The sequence below is a fragment of the Streptomyces sp. 840.1 genome (assembly GCF_003751445.1).
Classification (GTDB): Bacteria; Actinomycetota; Actinomycetes; order Streptomycetales; family Streptomycetaceae; genus Streptomyces.
On the sequence record NZ_RJUU01000001.1, the window covers coordinates 2,897,692 to 2,918,127 of the forward strand.

The 20,436-nt window shown below is 71.6% G+C and carries 23 protein-coding genes; 4 read left to right on the top strand and 19 right to left on the bottom strand.

Annotation, left to right across the window (positions count from 1 at the left end; all coding sequences use genetic code 11):
• Positions 1-10 precede the first annotated feature (10 nt).
• From EDD93_RS13295 to EDD93_RS13350, 12 genes are all read right to left on the bottom strand, one after another.
• A complete protein-coding gene (locus tag EDD93_RS13295; RefSeq protein ID WP_123525351.1) occupies positions 11-1,150 on the bottom strand; it encodes a beta-ketoacyl synthase N-terminal-like domain-containing protein in 1,140 nt (379 codons plus the stop codon).
• Entirely contained in the window at positions 1,147-2,370 is a 1,224-nt protein-coding gene (locus EDD93_RS13300; protein ID WP_185092305.1) for a beta-ketoacyl synthase, read from the bottom strand. Before EDD93_RS13300 ends, EDD93_RS13295 begins: the two co-directional genes overlap by 4 nt.
• On the bottom strand, positions 2,363-2,629 hold the full coding sequence (locus EDD93_RS13305; RefSeq protein WP_123525352.1) for a phosphopantetheine-binding protein: 267 nt from the start codon (positions 2,627-2,629) through the stop codon (positions 2,363-2,365). Before EDD93_RS13305 ends, EDD93_RS13300 begins: the two co-directional genes overlap by 8 nt.
• A 145-nt stretch (positions 2,630-2,774) precedes the next feature.
• Positions 2,775-3,209 (bottom strand): ester cyclase, encoded by a 435-nt coding sequence (locus EDD93_RS13310; RefSeq protein WP_123525353.1) that lies wholly within the window; start codon positions 3,207-3,209, stop codon positions 2,775-2,777.
• Positions 3,210-3,292: 83 nt separating this feature from the next.
• Positions 3,293-3,997 (bottom strand): 3-oxoacyl-ACP reductase FabG, encoded by a 705-nt coding sequence (fabG, locus tag EDD93_RS13315; RefSeq protein WP_123525354.1) that lies wholly within the window; start codon positions 3,995-3,997, stop codon positions 3,293-3,295.
• The gene (locus EDD93_RS13320; protein WP_123525355.1) at positions 3,994-4,662 is read right to left on the bottom strand and encodes an HAD family phosphatase; all 669 of its coding nucleotides are present in this window, start codon (positions 4,660-4,662) and stop codon (positions 3,994-3,996) included. The genes fabG and EDD93_RS13320 overlap by 4 nt, the downstream gene beginning before the upstream one ends.
• Positions 4,663-4,671: 9 nt before the next feature.
• Entirely contained in the window at positions 4,672-5,697 is a 1,026-nt protein-coding gene (locus tag EDD93_RS13325; RefSeq protein WP_123525356.1) for an AfsA-related hotdog domain-containing protein, read from the bottom strand.
• A gap of 101 nt (positions 5,698-5,798) precedes the next feature.
• Complete coding sequence (locus EDD93_RS13330) at positions 5,799-7,235, bottom strand: MFS transporter (RefSeq protein ID WP_123525357.1); 1,437 nt, start codon at positions 7,233-7,235, stop codon at positions 5,799-5,801.
• Positions 7,232-8,326 (bottom strand): SMP-30/gluconolactonase/LRE family protein, encoded by a 1,095-nt coding sequence (locus EDD93_RS13335; RefSeq protein WP_260255713.1) that lies wholly within the window; start codon positions 8,324-8,326, stop codon positions 7,232-7,234. The genes EDD93_RS13330 and EDD93_RS13335 overlap by 4 nt, the downstream gene beginning before the upstream one ends.
• A 478-nt stretch (positions 8,327-8,804) precedes the next feature.
• Positions 8,805-10,256 (bottom strand): DUF2637 domain-containing protein, encoded by a 1,452-nt coding sequence (locus EDD93_RS13340; protein ID WP_123527744.1) that lies wholly within the window; start codon positions 10,254-10,256, stop codon positions 8,805-8,807.
• 208 nt (positions 10,257-10,464) lie between these two features.
• A complete protein-coding gene (locus EDD93_RS13345) occupies positions 10,465-11,307 on the bottom strand; it encodes a DUF3558 family protein (RefSeq protein WP_123525358.1) in 843 nt (280 codons plus the stop codon).
• A 169-nt stretch (positions 11,308-11,476) separates the two neighbouring features.
• Positions 11,477-12,325 carry a DUF3558 domain-containing protein gene (locus EDD93_RS13350; RefSeq protein ID WP_123525359.1) on the bottom strand — a complete coding sequence of 283 codons (849 nt, stop codon included), beginning with the start codon at positions 12,323-12,325 and terminating at the stop codon, positions 11,477-11,479.
• 170 nt (positions 12,326-12,495) lie between these two features.
• Here EDD93_RS13350 and EDD93_RS13355 point away from each other — a divergent pair, with 170 nt between their 5' ends.
• Entirely contained in the window at positions 12,496-13,689 is a 1,194-nt protein-coding gene (locus tag EDD93_RS13355; protein WP_123525360.1) for an RtcB family protein, read from the top strand.
• A gap of 101 nt (positions 13,690-13,790) precedes the next feature.
• On the opposite strand, the gene EDD93_RS13360 is transcribed toward EDD93_RS13355, so the two are convergent.
• Both EDD93_RS13360 and EDD93_RS13365 read right to left on the bottom strand, forming a co-directional pair.
• Complete coding sequence (locus tag EDD93_RS13360; RefSeq protein ID WP_123525361.1) at positions 13,791-14,549, bottom strand: SDR family NAD(P)-dependent oxidoreductase; 759 nt, start codon at positions 14,547-14,549, stop codon at positions 13,791-13,793.
• A 53-nt stretch (positions 14,550-14,602) separates the two neighbouring features.
• The gene (locus EDD93_RS13365) at positions 14,603-14,938 is read right to left on the bottom strand and encodes a YnfA family protein (RefSeq protein ID WP_123525362.1); all 336 of its coding nucleotides are present in this window, start codon (positions 14,936-14,938) and stop codon (positions 14,603-14,605) included.
• 137 nt (positions 14,939-15,075) lie between these two features.
• On the opposite strand from EDD93_RS13365, the gene EDD93_RS13370 reads away from it, so the two are divergent.
• Positions 15,076-15,600 (top strand): hypothetical protein, encoded by a 525-nt coding sequence (locus EDD93_RS13370; RefSeq protein WP_123525363.1) that lies wholly within the window; start codon positions 15,076-15,078, stop codon positions 15,598-15,600.
• A gap of 95 nt (positions 15,601-15,695) precedes the next feature.
• Positions 15,696-16,190 (top strand): MarR family winged helix-turn-helix transcriptional regulator, encoded by a 495-nt coding sequence (locus tag EDD93_RS13375; RefSeq protein ID WP_123525364.1) that lies wholly within the window; start codon positions 15,696-15,698, stop codon positions 16,188-16,190.
• A gap of 47 nt (positions 16,191-16,237) precedes the next feature.
• Here the strand turns inward: EDD93_RS13375 and EDD93_RS13380 are convergent, their stop codons facing one another.
• The 4 genes from EDD93_RS13380 to EDD93_RS13395 form a co-directional block, all read right to left on the bottom strand.
• Positions 16,238-16,996 (bottom strand): Mut7-C RNAse domain-containing protein, encoded by a 759-nt coding sequence (locus EDD93_RS13380; RefSeq protein WP_123525365.1) that lies wholly within the window; start codon positions 16,994-16,996, stop codon positions 16,238-16,240.
• Positions 16,997-17,104: 108 nt separating this feature from the next.
• Positions 17,105-17,944: an NAD(P)H-binding protein gene (locus EDD93_RS13385; protein WP_123525366.1), complete on the bottom strand. Its 840-nt coding sequence runs from the start codon at positions 17,942-17,944 to the stop codon at positions 17,105-17,107.
• A gap of 138 nt (positions 17,945-18,082) precedes the next feature.
• Complete coding sequence (locus EDD93_RS13390) at positions 18,083-18,613, bottom strand: GNAT family N-acetyltransferase (protein ID WP_123525367.1); 531 nt, start codon at positions 18,611-18,613, stop codon at positions 18,083-18,085.
• 29 nt (positions 18,614-18,642) lie between these two features.
• The gene (locus EDD93_RS13395) at positions 18,643-19,464 is read right to left on the bottom strand and encodes a helix-turn-helix domain-containing protein (protein ID WP_123525368.1); all 822 of its coding nucleotides are present in this window, start codon (positions 19,462-19,464) and stop codon (positions 18,643-18,645) included.
• Between the two features lie 103 nt (positions 19,465-19,567).
• Between EDD93_RS13395 and EDD93_RS13400 the strand changes: the two genes are divergently transcribed.
• A complete protein-coding gene (locus EDD93_RS13400) occupies positions 19,568-20,140 on the top strand; it encodes a TIGR03086 family metal-binding protein (protein ID WP_123525369.1) in 573 nt (190 codons plus the stop codon).
• Here EDD93_RS13400 and EDD93_RS13405 read toward each other — a convergent pair.
• On the bottom strand, positions 20,073-20,390 hold the full coding sequence (locus EDD93_RS13405) for a hypothetical protein (RefSeq protein WP_123525370.1): 318 nt from the start codon (positions 20,388-20,390) through the stop codon (positions 20,073-20,075). The genes EDD93_RS13400 and EDD93_RS13405 overlap by 68 nt on opposite strands.
• Between the last annotated feature and the right edge of the window lie 46 nt (positions 20,391-20,436).

Consider the following 20,436-nt stretch of genomic DNA (forward strand, 5'->3'; position numbering starts at 1 on the left):
TAGGCGGGACTCAGGTCCGCTCGCGTACGACCAGCGCACCGGCGTTGCCGTCGTGGCCGACCGAGGTGATCAGACCGATACGGGGGCCGTTGCCGCCCGGCGAGCTCTTCCAGCGGGCGAGCAGCGCCGCGAGCTGCATGGCGCCGCCCGCGCTGTACGTCTCGCCCAGCACCTCGGTCACCCGCACCGGTTCCGGCAGCCGCCCCAGCGCGAGCCGCACCGCCCGCTCCTCCACCCGGTCCAGCCCGATGTGGCCGGCGGCACCGAGCGATACGGCGGCCACCTCGTCGGCGGACACCCGGCTGCGCTCCAGGGCCCGGGTGACCGCGTCGGCCAGCCCGTTCGTCAGGCCGCGGTGGATGCCGGCCCGGCGGCTGACCCCGGCCCAGCCGTGGAAGCCGACCTCGCAGGCCAGCAGCTCCGCGAGGACCGGTTCGCCGGGGGTCTCCTCGGACCGGACGACGAACACGGCGCTGCCCTCGCCGACCGGTGCCTCCTCCCGCAGCGTTCCGGCGTGGTGCCAGGCCCAGGCCGTCGGGGCGCTGAGCTCCTCGGCACCGCCGACGAGCAGCTTCTCGGCGCGCCCCGCGGCCATGGCCAGCCGGGCGTGCCGGAAGGCGTAGAGGCTGGCGCTGCGGCCGCCGGCCACGGTGGCGTTCAGGCCCTTGAGCCCGTGCCTGATGGCCATCTGCCCGGCGCTGCAGTTCATGACGCTGCCCGCGAACTTGCCCGGGTTGATCAGGTAGGGCTTCTCCAGGGTCAGGGTCTCGTACAGCAGGTCGGAGTAGCCCGCGATGCTGCCGGTGTTGGTGGCCAGCACCACACCGGTCCTGGCCGGCTCCGTACCCGCCGGGGCCGGGCCCGCCTCCTCCAGCGCCTGCTTGCACGCGACCAGGCTCAGACCGGCGAGCCGGTCCAGGTTCTTGGTGCCCTTGCGCCCCAGGTGGTCGGCGGCCCGGAAGCCGGGGACGCTGCGGACCGGACGCGGCGGGTAGGCCGTGTCCCGCCCGGCGGGGTCCGGTTCACCGGCCTCCGCCGGCGCGTAGCCCCGGTTCAGCGCTCCGGCCAGGGACGCCAGTCCGTAGCCCGCGCTGGAGACCACTCCGGCGCCGACGACCGGCAGGGGCTGCACGGGCGCGGCCGTGGTCACAGATACCTCCCGAGAATGGTGATGACGTTGTTCCCGCCGAAGGCGAAACCGTGGTTCTGCACGATCTCCACCCGGGCGTCCCTGCCCACGCCCGGGACACAGTCCACCCCGGGCCCCAGCTCCGGGTCGGTCTCGACCAGGTTGGCGGTGGGCGGCAGGAACCCCTGCTCCAGGGCCGCACAGCAGGCGATCGCACCGAAGCCGCTGGCCGCGCCCATCGTGTGGCCGAGCATCGACTTGATCGAGCTGATCGGCGGCAGCCGGTCCCCGAAGACCTGGCGGACCGCCCGGACCTCCGTCGCGTCGTTGGTCGGCGTACCGGTGCCGTGGGCGCAGATGTAGTCGATCTGCTCCGGTACGACCCCGGCGTTGAGGTGCGCGGCCCTGATGCAGTCCGCGATGCTGTTCGCTTCCGGGTGCACCATGTGGGACGCGTCGCAGTTGGCGGCGTACCCGAGCACCTCGGCGTAGATGCGTGCACCGCGGGCCAGCGCGTGGTCGAGTGGTTCGAGCAGCAGGGCCGCCCCGCCCTCGCCGGTGATGATGCCCGAACGGTTGGCGTCGAAGGGCTGCGGCAGCTCCTGGGCCATGGCGCCCAGCGCGTAGAACCCGGCGTGGGTCAGCCGGTTCACCGAGTCGGCGCCGCCGGCCAGCATGAAGTCGGCCTCGCCCAGGCGCACCATGTCGAAGGCGTAGCCCAGCGCGTAGTTGCTGGCCGAGCAGGCGGTCGGAATGGTCTGGGCATCACCGCTCAGGCCCAGTTCGGCGTTGACGGCTCCCGCGATCTGACCGGCGGGCAGCTGCTCCACCAGGCGCGGCTCCAGGCCCTTCAGGCCCTGCGACACCCACTGGCTGCCCAGGCTCTGCGCGACCGCGGACTCGCCGCTGGTGGTGCCCATGATCGAGCCGGACCGGCCGGCGGAGAGCTGTGCGGGGTCGATACCGGAGTCCTCGACCGCCAGCCGGGAGGCGGCGGCCGCGAGGAGGGCGCTGCGCCCCCACCGCTCGGGGTCGAGGTGCTGAAGGAGGGCGGCCGGGTCGAAGTCGTCGACCTCGGCGGCCTTTCGGCTGGGGAACGGGGTGGCGTCGAAGCTGCGGGCCGGCCCGATGCCGACCCGGCCCGCCCGGAGGGAATCGGCGAAGAGCTCCACGCCGATCCCCACCGGGCTGACCGCTCCGAGTCCCGTGATGACGACTCGGCGCAAGGTCGACTCAGGCATTCCGCGCGCATCCTTCGACGGCGGTCAGCAGCGTCCTGAGCGTGGTGAGGGACTCCAGCTCCTCCTTGGGCAGGACGTAGCCGAGCTCCTTCTCTATTCGGGAGACGACGGTTATGAGGGTCAGCGAGTCGCTGTCGTAGTCCTCGATGAACAGGCCGTCCTCGGTGAGCTCGTCGTCGTCCAGCTCCAGTTCCTCGTTGACGATGTCGATGACACGGATCCGCAGCTCGGCATCCAGTTCCACGGTCTGCACGGTCATGATGGGTCCTTTCGTGAAGAGAAAACGTGAGTGGTCCGCGTCCGCCGGTGATGGTGGGGGGTGCGGGTGGGAGGGGCGGTTGGTGTGGGGGCGGTTGGCGTGGGGGTGTGGGGGTGTGGCGCGTGTGGGGGTGCGGCGCGAGGGATCAGACGCCGGCCGGGACCGGCGGCTTGAGGGTGATGGCGCCTATCTGGGTCAGCAGCAGCAGGTCCTGGCGGAAGCCCCAGTGCTCGACGACCTTGCCGTCCTCGATCCGGTAGATGTGCGTCTGCTCGACGTCCACGTCGGCCCCGCTCGGCGCGAAGCCCAGGAAGTCACCCGTGTGCTTGCCGGTGAAGCGCAGCCGCAGGACGGCCTTGTCGCCCTCGGTGAAGCTGTCCAGCTCCTCCCACGTCGCACCGGCGAAGGCGCTGTGGACCCAGCGGGCGGTACCGAGGTACCCGAGCGGGCCACCCGGGACGCCGGGCTGCGCCTCGTGGTCGACGAAGGAGTCCGCGATGTACTTGAGCGCGGCCTCCTCGTTCAGGTCGTTGAAGACGAGGCCCATGTTGATGGAGAGTTCGAGTGCTTCGCTGCTCATCTGCTTGCTCCTCAATAGTGGGGAAAGGTCCGGGGATTCACCCCCGGAGGTCTGTGGGTCGGCCGGGCCGGCGGGCCCGTGCCTCAGTGGCCGGCGCCCAGGCCGCCGGTGACCGGGATGACTCCTGCGGTCACGTACGAGGCGTCCTCGCCGGCCAGGAAACGCGCGGCCGCGGCGACTTCCTCGGGGGTGCCGGTACGGGCCAGCGCCGTCCTGGCGAGCGCGGCCTGCCGGCGCGCGTCGGTGACGTTCTCGACCATGTCGGTCTCGATCATTCCGGGGGCCACCACGTTGACCGTGATGTTGCGCCGGCCCAGCTCGATCGCGAGGGACCTGGCGAACCCGATCAACGCCGCCTTGGAGGAGGCGTAGTTGGTCTGCCCCGGGGCGCCGGACATGCTGTTGATGGACGACATGTAGATCAGCCGGCCCCAACGGGCCTTGATCATCGCGGGGATGACCGCGCGGGTGACGCTCACGGCCCCCTGGAAGTTGGTCTCCATCACGGCCCGGAAGTCGTCCTCCGGCATCCCGATCAGCAACTGGTCCCGGGTGATACCCGCGTTGGAGACCAGGATCTCCACGGCACCCTGCTGGATCGACACCTCCTGGACCGCGGCCTCGACCTGGGCACTGTCGGTCACGTCGCACCGCACGGCGAAGAAGCCGGGCGGGGGTTCGCCGTTGCGGTAGGTGACGGCGACCTTGTGGCCCTCGGCCGCCAGGGCGCGTGCGGTGGCGAGCCCGATGCCCCGGTTGCCACCGGTGACGAGTACGGAGCGGCTCATGCGGACTTCCTCCTGGTGTCGTCCCACAGGGACGCGAGCCGGTCGCCCGCGCTCTCGGCGTCGGTGAACAGCACCGTCTGCCAGCCGAGCGCCTCGGCACCGGCACAGTTCTGCGGCAGGTCGTCCACGAGCACACAGCGCTCCGGGGGGACGCCCGCCCGCCGCGCGGCCAGTTCGAACATGCCGGGGGACGGCTTGCGGTGGCCCACCTCGAACGAGAGGAGCACGTCGTCCCAGAGCCCGTCGGGCTCGATCATGCGGCGCCAGTACGGGTCCCAGGCGGGCACCATGTTGGAGAGCATCCCGACGAACGCGCCCCGCTCACGGATCTTGCGCAGCTGGGCCAGCCAGGCGTGGTTGGTCTCCCGCCCGTCGAACCAGGCGTCCGCCATCGTGGTGAGCCGGAGCCGCACCCCGTGCTCGGCCTCCAGCACGTCACCGACCTCGCGGAGCCACTCCTCCTCGGTCACCAGCGGGGTGTCGATCGGCAGCATGATGTCGGTCGTGCCGTACCGGGCGGTGACGGTGGCCAGCGCACGGCCCAGGACCACCTGGTCCAGGCCCATCGAGTCACAGAACGTCTTCATCGTGTGGCCGAGCGGCGGGGTGAGCACCCCGCCGAAGTCCGACCAGACGGCCAGTGGGGGCGATGTGGTGTCAGACATGCCAGGTCCTCAGGATCCGTGGAGGTGGGAGACGTCGACGACGGTGACGCTGAGTTCCGCGATCTCCTGGTCGTCCTGGCGGAAGCGGACCCGCACCGTGTGCCGGCCGTCACTCGCGGGCGTCCGCGCGGCCGTCGCGGTCAGGGGCACGTCCAGCTCGGCGAACCGCTGGAACCCGCCCTCGTAGCCGGCGGCGAAGAGGTTCGCGGAGCCGGACGCCGACGCCGGGCCGGGCGCGGCACCCGCCGTCACCAGCGCCAGCTGACGCGCCGCCTCGACCAGGGCCATGGCCGGCAGGTGGTCGTAGGAGTGGTCGAACAGCGCCGGGTTGTCGAACCGCGGCACCACCTGCGCCGTCACGGACTCCGCGGTGAACTCCGGCTCCGTGAGCACGACGTTCAGCGGGTTGTCGCGCCCCACCAGCTCCGGGGCCACGCGCCCGACGACACCGGGCCACTCGGTGAACTCCGAACTGAGCGGGGCCGGGGTACCGCGCTGGGCGTGGCGCAGGATCTCGTTCTCGTCCCCCTTGAGGAAGAGCACGTCCATCGCGTGGTCGCCGACGTGCACGTCCCCCATGAAGATCCGCTGTTCGAGCCGGCCCTTGCGGAAACGGCCGCTGTGCCGGGCGGTCTTGCCGAAGAAGTCGGTGTCGATCCGGGGCTGCCCCGGCTCGCCGCCGACCCGCAGCGCGGACAGGTTCCGCAGCGAGAACTGGAAGGCGTGCACGATGGCGACGGTTCCGGCCGGCACACCGGCGTTGGTGTGGCCACCCGCGATCGAGGCCTGCCGCCCGGCCTCCAGCAGCAGCAGGGAGTCGTGCAGCTTCGGCCTCGGCCGGTGGTCGCTGTAGTAGAGGTGGGTGAGCGGCAGATGGATGCCCGAGGTCACGGCCATCGGACGTACGGTCCTGACGTCCGTGACGAAGACCTCGGATATCGCGGAACGGTGCGCCAGGGAGCGCTCGATGGTGCGCCCGTAGTCGAGAGTGGGCCGCACGTCCGGCGCGGCGTCTTCCAGCACCTGGGTGGTCATCGGATTCCTCCAAACCAGTTCTCGGGGTGATCAGCCGGGCGGTGGGGCGGGCTGGGGCGGGGCCGGTCGGCCGGCCCCGCCCCGCCGGGTGGCGGCTGCGGTCAGGCGACCGGAACCGCCACCGTGCTGTCCTCGGCCGCCTTGTCGCCGGCCCGCTCCGAGCTCCGCCGGATGAGCAGGCCGCTCACCGCGCCGAGCATCACCACGATCACGCCGATCCACAGCGCGGCCTCCAGGCCGTCGGTGAACGCCGAGGCCTGGTCGCCCGAGGTGTTGGCGGCGAACTGGCGGCTGAACACGGTGGTGAGCGCGGCCACACCGAGCGCGCCGCCGAACTCGCGGCTGGTGTTGTTGGCACCGGACGCCTTGTTCTGCTCGTTCTCCGGCACCGCCGAGATCACCGTGGCGGGGTTGCCCGCGAAGACCAGCCCCATGCCGATACCGGCCAGGGCCAGCGCCGGCACCATGGCGCCGTAACCGACGTCCGGCGTGATGACCAGGGCGATCCAGCCGAGGCCGATGCCCTGCAGCGCGCAGCCTGCGGCCTGCAGCACGCCGCCGCCGATCCGGTCCACGAACTGGCTGGCGACGGGCACCACGAACATCGGCGCCAGGGTCCACGGGATGGTGCGCAGACCCGCCTCGAAGGGGGTGTAGCCCATGGGGCCCTGGAGGAACTGGGTGAGGTAGAAGATCGACCCGAAGACACCGAAGTACATCGTGATCGACACCACGTTGCTCAGCACGAACGCCCGCGCCCGGTACAGGTGCGAGGGGATCAGCGGCTGGCTGCTGGACCGCTCGGACACGACGAACGCCACGGCGAGGACCACTGTGAGGGACAGCCCGACCAGGGTGCTGGTGCTGGTCCAGCCGTGGTCGGCGGCCGAGACGATGCCCCAGACGGCCGAGACGACGGAGCCGGTCACCAGGACCATGCTCGGCACGTTCAGGCTGCGCTCCTTGCCCCGGCTCTCCTTGACCGCCCACAGGGCCAGCGGCAGGGCGATGAGACCGACGGGCACGTTGATCCAGAAGATCCAGCTCCACGAGATCTTCTCGGTGACCAGACCGCCCGCGAGCGGACCGGCCGCGATCCCGAGACCGTTGACCCCGCCCCAGACCCCGACGGCCAGATTCCGCTGCGCACGGGAGACGGCGCCCACGGCCAGCGTCAGCGAGACCGGCAGGATGGCCGCCGCGCCCGCGCCCTGGAACACCCGGGCGATGACCAGCGTGACGACCGAACCGGCCATCGCACAGGCCACCGAGGACACGGTGAACAGGGCGATGCCGCCGAGGAACACCCGACGGCGGCCGAAGCGGTCACCGAGCGCCGCACCGGCCAGCAGCAGACCGGCGAAGGCCAGCACGTAGCCGTTCATCACCCACTGCAGCTCGGACTGCTTGACGTCGAAGTCCTTGCCGATCTCCGCCAGCGCGTTGGTGACGACGAGGTTGTCCAGCGAGACCATGAACATGGGCAGAGACGTGGCGATCAGCGCCCAGAGAACGCCGTTGCTCTTGGCTGCGCTCATCGGTTGTTCCCCCTGCTGCTCTCGGAGTTGCGGCTCACGGAGTCGTGGCCGGTGGTGTGGTGCGTGGTGCCGGCACGGGCCACCCGGCGCAGGGTGATCCGGTCCGAGACTTCCCCGGCCAGAACCACCCCGACCTCACCGCTGAGCACGTAGTCGCCGTACGGCGTGACGGCCACGGTCGTCGGGCCGCTGACGGGCCACGGCTCCTCGCGCGAGCGGACGGTGGCGCTGCGCCAGCCGTTCTTCGAGTCCACGACCGTGACGGCGTCGACTCCGCCGGGCGCGCCGACGGCCTCACCGATGGAGTTGGTCACCACGACCAGGGAGCCGTCGGGCCGCAGTGCGAGCCCGTCGGTGCCCACCAGCGGCTGGGAGAGCTTCACCTCGGCCACCTTGCGGCGGGCCGGGGCGTCCGGAGTGATCCGGAACATGGCGCCGTTGTCGTAGCGAAGGGCCAGCAGATAGCCGTCCGGGTGCCACGTGATGCCGTTCAGGCCCACGATGTCCGCGGCGAAGCGGGGGTCGGTCACCACCGGGTGGACGTGGCCGGCGAGGTCGATCCGCTGGAGCGTGGCCGACACGGAGTCCGTGACGTAGATATTGCCGCGCGGGTCGAAGGTCAGGTCGTTGGCGAAGGTGCGCGAGAGCCCCCGGGCGACGTCGATCCGGCGCTGCAGCTTGCCGGTGTCCAGGGCGAAGATCGCCACGCCCGAGGTCGGCGGCTGGTCGCCGACGTCAAGACGCTGGCGGATCCAGAAGTCGCTGTAGGCGACGAGGATGCGGTTGCGCGCGGTGTCCACCCGGACCCCGAGTGTGGACACCATGCCGATGCTGGGTGCCAGCTCGGTGACGGTGCCGTCCAGCCGGACCACCGAGAGGGTGCCCTTCAGGGCGGAGCCGACCAGGAAGGCGCGGCGGGTGGGGTCCCAGGCGACGCCCTCCGGGTAGACGTCGGCCGCCCGGGTGTTGATCACGTCCGGCCCGGTGTGACGGCCGGCGGCGGCCGAGGCGTGGGTGGACGAATTCGCCATGGCGGGGGCCGGAAGGGCAATCGGCGCGATCGCCGTGAGGACGGCCGCGGAGGCGAGCACGGCTCTTAGCGGAATTGCGCGGGACACGGTGTTCCTCTCGTGGTGGGTCGGGGGGAATCGGGAGTACGCGAACGCGGAAGTACGGGAACGCGTAAGTACGGGAAACGGGAATGCGGGAAACGGGAATGCGGTATTACGGGCACGGAGAACTACGGGCTCCGGCTTCGCGACGGTCGTGCGAATGGGCCGTTCGGCGAATGGTTCAACGGGCGGCTGTCGTGGACGGCTGTCGGGAATCCGGGAATCGTGGTGCCGTAACTCGCCATGGCGCGTATTCACTTGCGGTACACCACTGAATCTAGGCCGGTGGCCGCGCGATATGTAGACGACCTAGGGCGTACCGGGACTGTTTCCTTCGAGACATTCCGCAGGCGCGGACGCGGGCGCGCACGACCGAGGGCCGCCACCCGGGATGCGGGTGACGGCCCTCGGCCGTGCGCGGTGGTTCAGCTGTTCAGCGGCTCATGGGCTCAGCGGCTCACGCGATGTGGTCGGCCTCCAGCTCCGCGTGGTAGCGGTTCTTGAAGCCCTGGATCAGCTGGCGGAGCAGTGCGGCGCTGCGCGGGTGCCGCACGTTGTGGCCGTCCGACAGGTGGATGTCGAGGACCTCGATGCTGGGGTACGTGCTGTGCTGCGTCACGAACGCGGCGAAGACCTCGTAGGCGATCTCGCTGAACTCCGCGTCCTCCTGCGCCCACTCCTCGGCCCATTCCTCGGCCGCCTCGGCGACGGGCTGCGCCTCCTGCACGACCTCGGCGGCCTCCGGGGCCCCGGCCGCCTCGTGGACCGGCTGCTGCTGCGACTGCTGAGGCTGCTGGAACTGCTGCTCGGTGCGCGGGCCGGGCACGGCGCCGATCGTGCCGACGTTGCCGAGCGGGCGGGTGCGGCCGGGACCGGTCGGGATCATGACCGGGCCGGGCTCCTGCTCGTCGACGTAGGTCGGGTTGTACGAGCCCTCGTACGCGCCGTCCGGCGACTGCGCCGCGAACCAGGGGCTCTCGTGCGAATCGGGGGCGGGGGTGAGGACCGGGGAGTGCGGCTGGAACGCGCTCTGCCGCTGGGGCTGGAACGCGCTCTGCGGCTGCTGGTGCTGTTGGTGCTGCTGGTTCTGCGGGCCGTCCTGGTGCTGCTGTTGCGGCTGCTGCCCGGCGTACTGCCCCTGGTCCGGGGCGCCGGCGAGCTCGGGCTGCTGGGGCCGGGCCGTGTCGACGGCGGCGGCCGCCGCGGCGGGGGCCGGGGGCAGCAGCACCGGTTCGATGCCGGCGGCGGCGAGCCCGGCCGGGCCGGTGTCGGCCAGCGGGACGCCGTACTTCGCGAGGCGCAGCGGCATCAGGGACTCGACGGGGGCCTTGCGCCGCCAGTTGCGGCCGAAGCGGGCCTGGAGGCGGGCCTGGTAGATCAGCCGGTCCTGTTCGAGCTTGATGACCTGCTCGTACGACCGCAGTTCCCACAGCTTCATCCGCCGCCACAGCCGGAACGTCGGCACGGGCGAGAGCAGCCAGCGGGTGAGGCGGACGCCCTCCATGTGCTTGTCGGCCGTGATATCGGCGATCCGGCCCACGGCGTGCCGGGCGGCCTCGACGGACACCACGAACAGCACCGGGATCACGGCGTGCATGCCTACGCCGAGCGGGTCCGGCCACGCGGCCGCGCCGTTGAACGCGATCGTCGCGGCGGTCAGCATCCAGGCCGTCTGACGCAGCAGCGGGAACGGGATGCGCAGCCAGGTCAGCAGCAGGTCCAGCGAGAGCAGGACACAGATGCCCGCGTCGATGCCGATCGGGAAGACCAGCGAGAAGTTCCCGAAGCCCTTCTCCAGGGCGAGTTCGCGTACCGCGGCGTACGAGCCCGCGAAGCCGATCGCTGCGATGAGCACCGCACCGGCCACCACGAGCCCGATGAGTATTCGGTGCGTGCGTGTGAGCTGCATCGCGGCCACCCGCGATCCCCTTCCCGCTTCTTCGTCTCCGACGCCCGGTCCGGAGGGACGATTTCGAGTTCTGGCGGGCACAGCCTGGCACATGCGTGCGAGCCGCGTTGCGCGGGGAGGGGCGAAGCCCGGCTCTCCGAGGAGGACCGGGCTTCGTGAATCCGCTTCCGGGCTGGGGAGTTGGGGCTCCCGGAGGCCGGGGAAGGTACTACTCGGCAGCCTTGTCGGACGCCTTGGCCGAGGACTTGCCCGTGGCCTTGTCCGTGCTCTTGCCCGACTCCTTGGCCGAGGGCTTGCCGGACGACTTGGGGGCGTCGGGCGATGCGCTCGTCTTCGGGGCCTCGTTGGCGGTGGCGACCGAGGCGACCGCGTCCCGGGCACCCATCTTGGCGCCCGCGGTGATCTTCTCGGCCGACGGAGTCTTCGACCCGGCGTAGCCCGCGCCGTTGTAGGTGAGGGTCACGACGACGTTCCCGGTACGGGCGAGGACCGTCGCGTAGCGGAAGTCCTCACCGGTCTTCTCGAGGTCGTACGTGACCAGGGTCGCCGTCTCGCCGATCCCGCTGACGGGAGCCGTGACGACCTTCTTGGCGCCCTCGGTCGCCTTGACCTTGGCGATCTGCTTCGTCAGGTCGTCGCCGGCCCGGTCGGCACCGCTGCCCAGGGCCTGGTCCGAGGAGAAGCGGGTGAAGCCGGTGTCGAGCCAGCGGTACTGGGAGCCCTTGACGCCGTTGTCGTCCAGGCCGTTCCAGGAGCAGCTGCCCCGGACGGCGGTGTCGCTGGACTTGCCCTGGGTGCCCGCCTTGGTCTTGGCCGAGGGGACCAGGGACTTGACCGTCTTCGCGGTGATCGACTTGCAGGGGTCGGGCAGCTCGGCGAACTTCGCGGCCGCGACCTTGGGCTCCGACTTCGTCGCTTCCGACGAGGGGGACGAGGCCGAGGCCTTGTCCTTGTCGCTGTCGGAGTCCGACGAGCAGCCGGCGACGACGAGCATCACCGGAACGGCGGCGCAGGCGAGTATGCGGGTGAGTCGCGGGGCTGATCGGTGCATGGTTCCTTCACTCGGGTGGCGCGGCGTTCGGGCGGCCGGACGGTCGGTGGACAGGGGACGCGGGCGGTGGTTCCGGAGGGCCACGGTACGACGGACTGCGGCCGGATGCCGCCTCGGCCGGACGGCTCGCGGCCCGTCCGGCCCGCCGGACGGACCGGCCGGGGCGGGGTCACTCGCTGAAGCCGTCGACCAGCTTCCGGCCCAGTGCCTGGGCCTTCTCCTGCAGTTCCTTGCTGTCGGGGATCTCGGTGGAGAGGGCCGGCTGCGCGGTGTACTGGATGGTCACGATGACGTTCGATGTGCGGAATACCACGCTCACGGTGCGGTGCTGTGCGGTGGAACCTGCCCGAGTGAGCAGATCGTCCAGAAATGCACTGTCTCCGAGCGAATCGAGGACGCGCGGCTGAAGGCTCTCGGCGGTGCTGCCGCCCCCGGTGTCCCCGGTGTCCGTGCCGGTCTTCCCGTCCGCGCCGGCGTCGGAGCCCTTGCCCGCGTCCTTGCCCGCGTCCTTGCCCGGCTTCCCGCTCGCGGTCGCGGACGGGGAGTCCGAGGTGTCCGGAGTGCCGCTGTCCGTGCTGCCGGGCAGCGCGGCGGGCAGATCGGCGGCGGCCTCCTTCTTCGCGTACACCTCGCGCGCGCGGTCGTCGTCGCTCACGGACGTGTCGTACGAGACCACCCGCTCGAAGTCGACGAACAGACTGCGGGCACCCTCCGGCGCCTCGGCCTTCCAACGGCAGCCGACCCGGCGGTCGGTGTCGTAGGTGACGGCGGGCGAACCGTCGAACACCTTCTCCTGCTGCGCCTCGGGTAGTTCGGCGGAGCCGGGCAGCAGGTCCTTCAGGGTGGCGGGCGAGACCGAGCGGCAGGCCTCGGGGAGCGTGCGGTACTTGCCCGGAGGCGCGGCGGAGGTGGTCGGGGCGCCGGGCTTGCTGTCGGTGGCGGAATCGCCGGTTCCGGTGCCGCTGCTGCAGCCGACCGCGAGCGCTGCGATGAGCACGGCGCCGGGCGCGTACGCCATTCGTCGCACGTTCCTGGGCTCCCTTCGTGCGAAAAACGGTTGCCGCTCGTCGGCGGCCGATGGACACAATGTGTATCGCACGCGCTGCCGTGGTTGCCGGTCGGCCGATACTTTTGCCGACCTTGGTACCGGTTTTGCGCTTTCAGGCTTTTCGGGGGAATCGAGGAACAATGTCGTACGTAGAGGTGCCGGGCGCCAAGGTCCCCATCCGCATGTGGACGGACCCGGCAACGGTCGAGGACGTCGCGATGCAGCAGCTGCGCAACGTCGCCACCCTGCCATGGATCAAGGGCCTGGCCGTCATGCCGGACGTCCACTTCGGCAAGGGCGCCACGGTCGGCTCGGTCATCGCGATGCACGGCGCGGTGTGCCCGGCGGCGGTGGGCGTGGACATCGGCTGCGGCATGTCCGCGGTCAAGACCTCGCTGACGGCCAACGACCTGCCCGGCGACCTGACCGGGCTCCGGTCGAAGATCGAGCAGGCCATCCCGGTGGGCCGGGGCATGCACGACGACCCGGTGGACCCGGGCCGGCTGCAGGGGCTCCCGTCGACCGACTGGGACGACTTCTGGGGGCGGTTCGACGGAGTCGCCGAAGCGGTCAAATTCCGTCAGGAACGTGCCACAAAGCAGATGGGGACGCTCGGAGCCGGTAACCACTTCGTCGAGTTCTGTCTCGATGAGTCAGGTTCGGTCTGGCTGATGCTGCACTCCGGTTCCCGGAACATCGGCAACGAACTGGCCGCCTTCCATATCGGTGAGGCGCAGAAACTGCCGCACAACCAGGACCTGATCGACCGCGACCTCGCGGTGTTCGTCGCGGACACCCCGCCGATGGAGGCCTATCGCAACGACCTGTTCTGGGCGCAGGAGTACGCGAAGCACAATCGCGCGATCATGATGGCGCTCTTCCAGAACGTGGTCCGCAAGGAGTTCAAGAAGGCCAAGGTGTCCTTCGAGCCGGTCATCTCCTGTCACCACAACTACGTGGCGGAGGAGCGGTACGACGGGATGGACCTGCTGGTCACCCGGAAGGGTGCCATCCGGGCGGGCTCCGGTGACTTCGGGATCATCCCGGGCTCGATGGGCACCGGCTCGTACATCGTGAAGGGCCTCGGCAACGAGAAGTCCTTCAACTCGGCCTCGCACGGAGCGGGCCGGAAGATGAGCCGGAACGCCGCCAGGCGGCGCTTCTCCACGAAGGACCTGGAGGAGCAGACGCGGGGCGTGGAGTGCCGCAAGGACTCCGGTGTCGTGGACGAGATCCCGGGTGCGTACAAGCCGATCGAGAAGGTCATCGATCAGCAGCGGGACCTGGTGGAGGTCGTCGCGAAGCTGAAGCAGATCATCTGCGTGAAGGGCTGAGCGGAGGCGGGGCCAGGGCGGGTACGGCCGGGGCGAGACCAGCGGGGGGTGGTCTCGTCCCGGCCGTTCTCCGTCGGGCTCGCGTCCGACGGGCAGGACCGTCAGGCGGTGCGGTGGACCTTGGAGTTGGAGGCCTGGGCGCGGGGGCGGACCACCAGCAGGTCGATGTTGACGTGGCTGGGGCGGGTGACCGCCCAGGTGATGGTGTCGGCCACGTCGTCGGCGCTGAGGGGGGCGTCGACGCCCGCGTAGACCTTGGCGGCCTTCTCGGTGTCACCGCGGAAGCGCGTGGTGGCGAACTCCTCCGTCTTGACCATGCCGGGGGCGACCTCAATGACGCGGACCGGGGTGCCGACGATCTCCAGGCGCAGGGTCTCCGCCAGGACGTGCTCGCCGTGCTTCGCGGCCACGTAGCCGCCGCCGCCCTCGTAGGCGGAGAGGCCCGCGGTCGAGGAGAGGATGACCACCGTGCCGTCGCCGCTCGCGGTGAGGGCGGGGAGCAGGGCCTGGGTGACGTTGAGGGTGCCGATGACGTTGGTCTCGTACATCTGGCGCCAGTCGGCCGGGTCGCCGGTGGCGACGGGGTCGGCCCCGAGCGCGCCGCCCGCGTTGTTCACCAGGACGGCGAGGGAGCGGAACGCGGTGGCGAACTCGTCGACCGAGGCGCGGTCGGTGACGTCCAGGGCGTAGGCCGTGGCCTCGTGGCCGGCCGCGGTGATCTCGGCGGCGAGCGCCTCGATGCGGTCCTTGCGGCGGGCGGTGACCACGACGCGGTAGCCGGCGGCCGCCAGCTGCCGGGCGGTCGCGGCACCGATGCCGCTGCTCGCTCCGGTGATGACGGCGATGGGGGATGCGGCCATGACGAGCTCCTCGGACAGCTGATCGATACGGGGCCAGGATAGGCAGGGCGTGGTCAGTGGTCGCGCGGGGCGTACATGATCACGGCCATCCCGGCCAGGCAGACCAGTGCGCCGGTGATGTCCCAGCGGTCGGGCCGGTAGCCGTCCGCGACCATGCCCCAGACGATCGATCCCGCGACGAAGACCCCGCCGTACGCCGCCAGCACGCGCCCGAACTCGCCGTCCGGCTGGAGCGTGGCGACGAAACCGTACGTGGCCAGCGCGACGACCCCCGCACCGATCCAGGCCCAGCCCCGGTGTTCCCGGACACCTTGCCAGACCAGCCAGGCGCCACCGATCTCGAAGAGCGCGGCGACGACGAACAGGGCGATGGAGCGGACCACGGACATGTGATCAGCCTGTCATGCGCGGCGAGGTGTCAGTGCGGCGATGAGGCGTACGGCAGGGGAGTGCCGCAGGGGGCATGGGGGCGCGCCGGAGCGGTCGGAATATGTGGATAATTCGTGCAGATCTGTATCTTCAGGGCATGGTAGTGACGGGTAAGGCCCTGCTGAGGGTGTCCGCTGCGGCGGCCGTGGCATCGACTCTGGCGCTGGGCGGCACGGGCGGTACGGCCTCGGCCGTCGGCGCACCGGCCGTCCTCCCGGGGGCGCGGACCATCGCACCCGAGGCGGATGTGTCGCACCACGGGCATGTGTCGCTGTGGGGCACGGGGCTGGGCGTCTGGCTCGTCAGCCGCAACAGCGGACCCTCGGACCTCGCGAGCGCGACCGTCCGGCTACGGGTGTCCGTGCCGCTCTCCGGCCGTCAGGTGCTGCCCGCGCAATGCCTCCAGGCCGACCAGCAGACGGTGCTGTGCCGGACGGGACCGCTGAGCGCGGACGGCTCGCAGGAGCGGCAGCTCGCGCTCGAACTCCAGCTGCGGGGGCGGCCCGTCGAGGTGGTCGTCAGGATCGACACCGTCTGGAACGGCGGGGCGACGGACCGGAACGCGAACAACAGCGACCACGAGGTACTGGCACCGGCCACCGGTGACGAGTACGTCTTCTGAGGCCTGGCCCCGAGGCACTGAGCCCCCTCTGAGTCCGGGAGGCCCGAGCGCCCCGGGGCACGGGGCGCGTGATCGCTGCTTCGTACACTTTCTGTATGCCGCAGAAGTCTCCCGCCCCCCGTCGCGCCGCGATGCTCGCCGAGCTGTCCGAGGTGGCGCGCCGCTACATGGCCGCGTACGCCCTGTTCAACCAGGCAGTCGCGGACCGGCTGAACCTGCACCCCACCGACCTTCAGTGCCTCAACCTGCTCAGCCTGGAGGCGACTCCCGTCACCACGGGGCGGATCGCGGAACTGACCGGGCTCACCACGGGGTCGGCGACCCGGCTGGTCGACCGGCTCGAACGGGCCGGCTACGTCACCCGCGCCCGGGACACGGTGGACCGGCGGCGCGTCCTCGTCGCGACGGTGCCGGAGCGGATGGCGGAGTTCGGGGCGGTCTGGGAGCAGCTGAACGGCGGCTGGGCGGGCATGTTCGAGACCTACGACGACGACGAGGTCGCGCTGCTCATCGCCCATATGCGGCGCACGGTCGAGCTGAGCGCGGTGCAGGTCGCGGGGTTGCGGGAGGGCGGCGGCGGGCAGCGGTGAGCCCCCGGGCCGGGAGCGCCGGGCCGTGCTCAGCCGCCGGGCCGCGCTCAGCCGCCGGTCGGGTCCGGCGGTGCGGCGGGGGAGTGGCCGAAGTCGCGGACCGCCTCGGTGACGATCGCCTCCAGCCGGGCGTGGTGGGCGCCGCGCCAGTACACCCGCTCGCACTCCGTGCACTGCGCGAACACGTCGTACGAGCGCTGCGTGCCGTCCTCCAGCCGGGTGCCCACGGTGTCCTTGTCGGCCGCCGCCAGCCGCCCGTTGCAGGCGGTGCACCGGCTCCACGGGTCGAGCTCGGGGGCGAACCGCTCCAGCACGTCGCGCAGCTGCGCCTCGGGCCGGTCGCTGTAGACGTACGCGCCCGCCCAGATCTCCCGCCGGTGGAGCAGCCCCCGGTCCCGGGAGAGCAGGACGCGGCGCTCCCGCGCCGAGCGGGTGGCCAGCGCGGGGTCGCCGATGTCCTCGTACTCGTAGGCGGCGTCGACGCCGAGCAGCCGCAGCCGCCGCGCGAGGGTGCCGAGGTGGACGTCGAGGAGGAAGCGCAGGGGCGCGCCCGGCACCTGCTGCGGGCGCCGTACGGCGTGGACGTCGACCACCTCGCCGGCGGCGGGAATGTGCGAGAAGGGGACGGGGCGGCCGTCGACGAGGAGTTCTCCGGCCTCGGTGAGCGGGACCCCGAGCGATTCGACGACATGGCCGAGGGTGGACGAGCCGTCGGTGGTCACGGCCGTCCGCCCCCCGCGGCGGTGGTGCGCCACGAAGAGCCTGAGTTCGGGGGCGACTTCGAGGTGGATCTCCGGTCCGTTCACCTGGTCAGGATGCCATCGGGCCGGGTGCGCCTGCCAGGGAATTCGCGCGGGGGCGAGGCGGCGGGGCGGCGCGGGATCAGCGGCGGAAGCTCTACGGCGCAGGCGTTCTCAGGCGCGGAAGGCGGCGGCGTGTTCGGCGGCCCAGGAAGCGAAGGTGCGCGCCGGGCGGCCGGTGAGCTTCTCCGTGTCGCGGGTGACCTCGGCGGGTGAGCCGTCGGTGGCGGCCCAGTGGCTGAGCAGCGCCTCAGCGAACTCCGCCGGCAGGAAGGGGGCGACGGACTCCTTCCAGGCCTGCCTGCTCACGGCGTTGACGGTCGTGGTGCTGCCGGCGGCCGCGGCCAGCAGCTCGACCTGTTCGGTCGCGGTGAGGGATTCGGGCCCGGTCAGGTGGTAGGCGGCGCCCTGCAACCGGGTGTCGGTGAGCACGGCCAGGGCCGCCTCCGCGATGGAGGTCTCGTCGATCGGGCTGGTCCCGCTGAGGGGGTAGGGCAGGTCGACGGGGCGCCCGCTGCGGAAGGCGCCCGCCCACTGGTGGGCGTTGCTCGCGAAGTCGCCGGGGCGCAGGAACGTCGAGCCGACGGGCGAGGCGGTCAGGGCCTCCTCGACCGCGTGGTGGGAGGCGGCGATGGGGTTGGAGGCGGCGTCCGGGGCGAGGACGGAGCTGGAGGAGAGCAGCACGATGTGTCCGACCCCGGCGGCCTGTGCTGCGGAGAGGAAGTCGTCGATGTGGGAGGGCTCGGCGTACAGGAACACCGAGTCGACGCCCTCCAGCGCGGCCGGGAAGGTCTCCGGGGCGCCGAGGTCGCAGGCCACGGCGGGGATGCCGGTCGGCAGTGAGAGCTCGGCGGGGTTGCGGGAGGCGGCGCGGACGGGATGGCCGCGGCCGAGCAGGAGCGCGGCGAGCGTGGAGCCGATGCGGCCGCGGCAGCCGGTGACGAGAGTGAGCATGGCGGGTGGGTCTCCTGGAGTCTCCGGGGTCGCCGCCGACGGGCGGCAAACCAGTGAATGCGTAACACATAAACTGCGTGACGCAGATAAATATCCAGGAGGCGGCTCCGATCGTCAAACGGTTTCGAATGGGCCCGGTCAGCGGTCCGGGTGCAGGTCCAGCCGCCAGTCGTTCGTGAGCAGTGGATGGCCGGGCGGGTACTCGACCTCGCACTCACCGAGCAGGGTGAACCCCGCCTTGCGGCACACCCCGTTCGACGCGGCGTTGGCCACGGACGGGTAGGCGTGCAGATAGCGGTGCCGGCGCTCGGCGCGTGCCTGCCCGGCCACCGCCGCCGTCGCGGCCGAGGCGATGCCGCGCCCCTGGAAACCCGCGAGAACGGCCCACCCCGTCTCGTACACCTCCTGGCCCTGCCAGGTGCGCTCCCAGAAGCCGATGGTGCCCACGGCCTCGTCCTCGCCGGTCAGCGCGATGCGGAACATCCTGCCCCGGCCCGTGCGGTCCGCGCTCAGCGCCACGTAGCGGCCGTGGCGCCCGATGAGCTGTTCCTCAGACTCCGGGCCGCCCAGATGGTCCATCAGCTCCGGTGCGTTGGCACGGCGGAGCAGGTCGAGGTCGCCGTCCGACCAGGGCTCGATGCGTACGGGTGGTGCTTCGGTGCGCTCCATGCCAGAACTGTAGGACGGGGCACGAGCAGTCAGTGGGTGCCGAGAGCGGTCGGCGGTACGCCGACCGTCGCCGTGAAGTCCCTGACGAGGTGGGCCTGGTCGCTGTAGCCGAGGTCTGCGGCGAGCGCCGCCCAGTCCACCTCCGGCTCCGATTCGGCGCGCTCCAGCGCCTCGTGGATGCGGTAGCGCAGGATGACCCACTTGGGGCCGACGCCGACGTACGTGGCGAACAGCCGCTGGAGGGAGCGCACCGAGACGCCCTCGGCGCGGGCGAGTCCGTCGACCCGGCGCACCGTGCGGTCGGTGCGCACCAGCTCGGCCAGGGCCATCGCGCGGTCGGCCTGCGGATCCGGCTCGGGGCCGAGCGCCAGCAGGTACGCGTCGAGCGCCGCGATCCGCTCGTCCTCCCCGGCGGGGTCCAGGACGGCGGCCGGCGCGGCGGGCGGCGTGAACACCTCGGGCGCCGGGACCCGTCGCCCCGTCCACTCGGACACCGGCCGGTCCGGCGCGAACGGGTGGAAGCCGCCGGGCCGGAACTGCACCCCGCAGACCCGTCCCCGCCCCTCCAGCTTCTGCGTGAACAGCTCGAGGCCGATGCCCGAGACCTCCGCGAAGCCGGCTTCGTCGTCACCGCAGCCCGGGTACCGCTCGAAGACCAGGTTGACGCTGGGGTGCGGGACCAGATGGGAGAGGTACGGCTCCGGCAGGTCCCAGTCGATCAGCCAGTAGTGCTCCAGGTACGGACGCAGCGCGGGGGCGGGGTCGCGACGCCGGAACCGTACGTGCGTGAACAGTTCGGGTGCGTCGACGATGCCTCGGGTGTCGCGCCGGGGACCTTGCTGGCCAGCCATGACGGCAGATCCTATGCCGGGCCGGGGCCGGTGTCCCGGCTGTCGCGCCCCGGCTGTCGTGTTTCTTCAAGACGCGCGCCGCCGGCGCGTGCATGGTCGAAGCATGAAGAGGATCAGCGAATTGTTGGATGCGGCGGCCGGCGACGCACTGCCCGTGGTCCGTGGGATCGACGACAGCCGGCTGGGCGATCCCACCCCCTGTGCGGAGTACGACGTCCACGCCCTGGTCAGTCACCTCAGCCAGGTGGTCGTCAACTTCACGGCCCTGGCGGCCCGGCAGGAGGCGGAGTTCGGCGAGACCCCGGACGCGGTCATCGGCGAGTGGCGCGACCGCTTCGGGGAGCGGACGGCGGCCCTGGTCGAGGCGTGGGCGCGGCCCGGCGCGCAGGACGGTACCGCGGGTTCCATGGGGTTCCCGGCCCGTACCGTCGGCCACATGGTGCTCGGCGACCTGACCGTCCATGCCTGGGACCTGGCCCGCGCTACCGGCCAGGAGTTCCTGCCGGACGCGGACGTGGTGGCCGAGCTCGCCCCGGCCATGGCCGCGATGGCGCCGAAGGCCCGCGAGGCGAAGATGTTCGGTGAGCCGTTCCCCGTACCGGAGGGGGCTAGCCCCTTCGCGCGGGTGCTGGCGCTGACCGGTCGCGACCCGGACTGGCGGCCGGACCGGGGGTGACACCCGTGGCCGGAATTCGCGCGCCCGGCGCACTCGGGCCGTCATAGAGCGCCCCTACGCTCTCGTACGCGCTGTCCACGATCCTCTCGGCATCCACCAGCATCGCGCGCTCGGCCAGCCGGGCCGCCTGGTGGGTGTACGGGGACGGCGGCGCCGGATGCCGGCGCCGCCACCAGCTCTCACCTGCGGCGTAGATACCGGCGGCGAAGACCAGCACGGGGATGGACAGGGCCAGCAGAGTGTCGCCCATGGGCAGGCCTCCCTCAGTTTCGGTGCCTCCTGCATCGGCAGGTCCG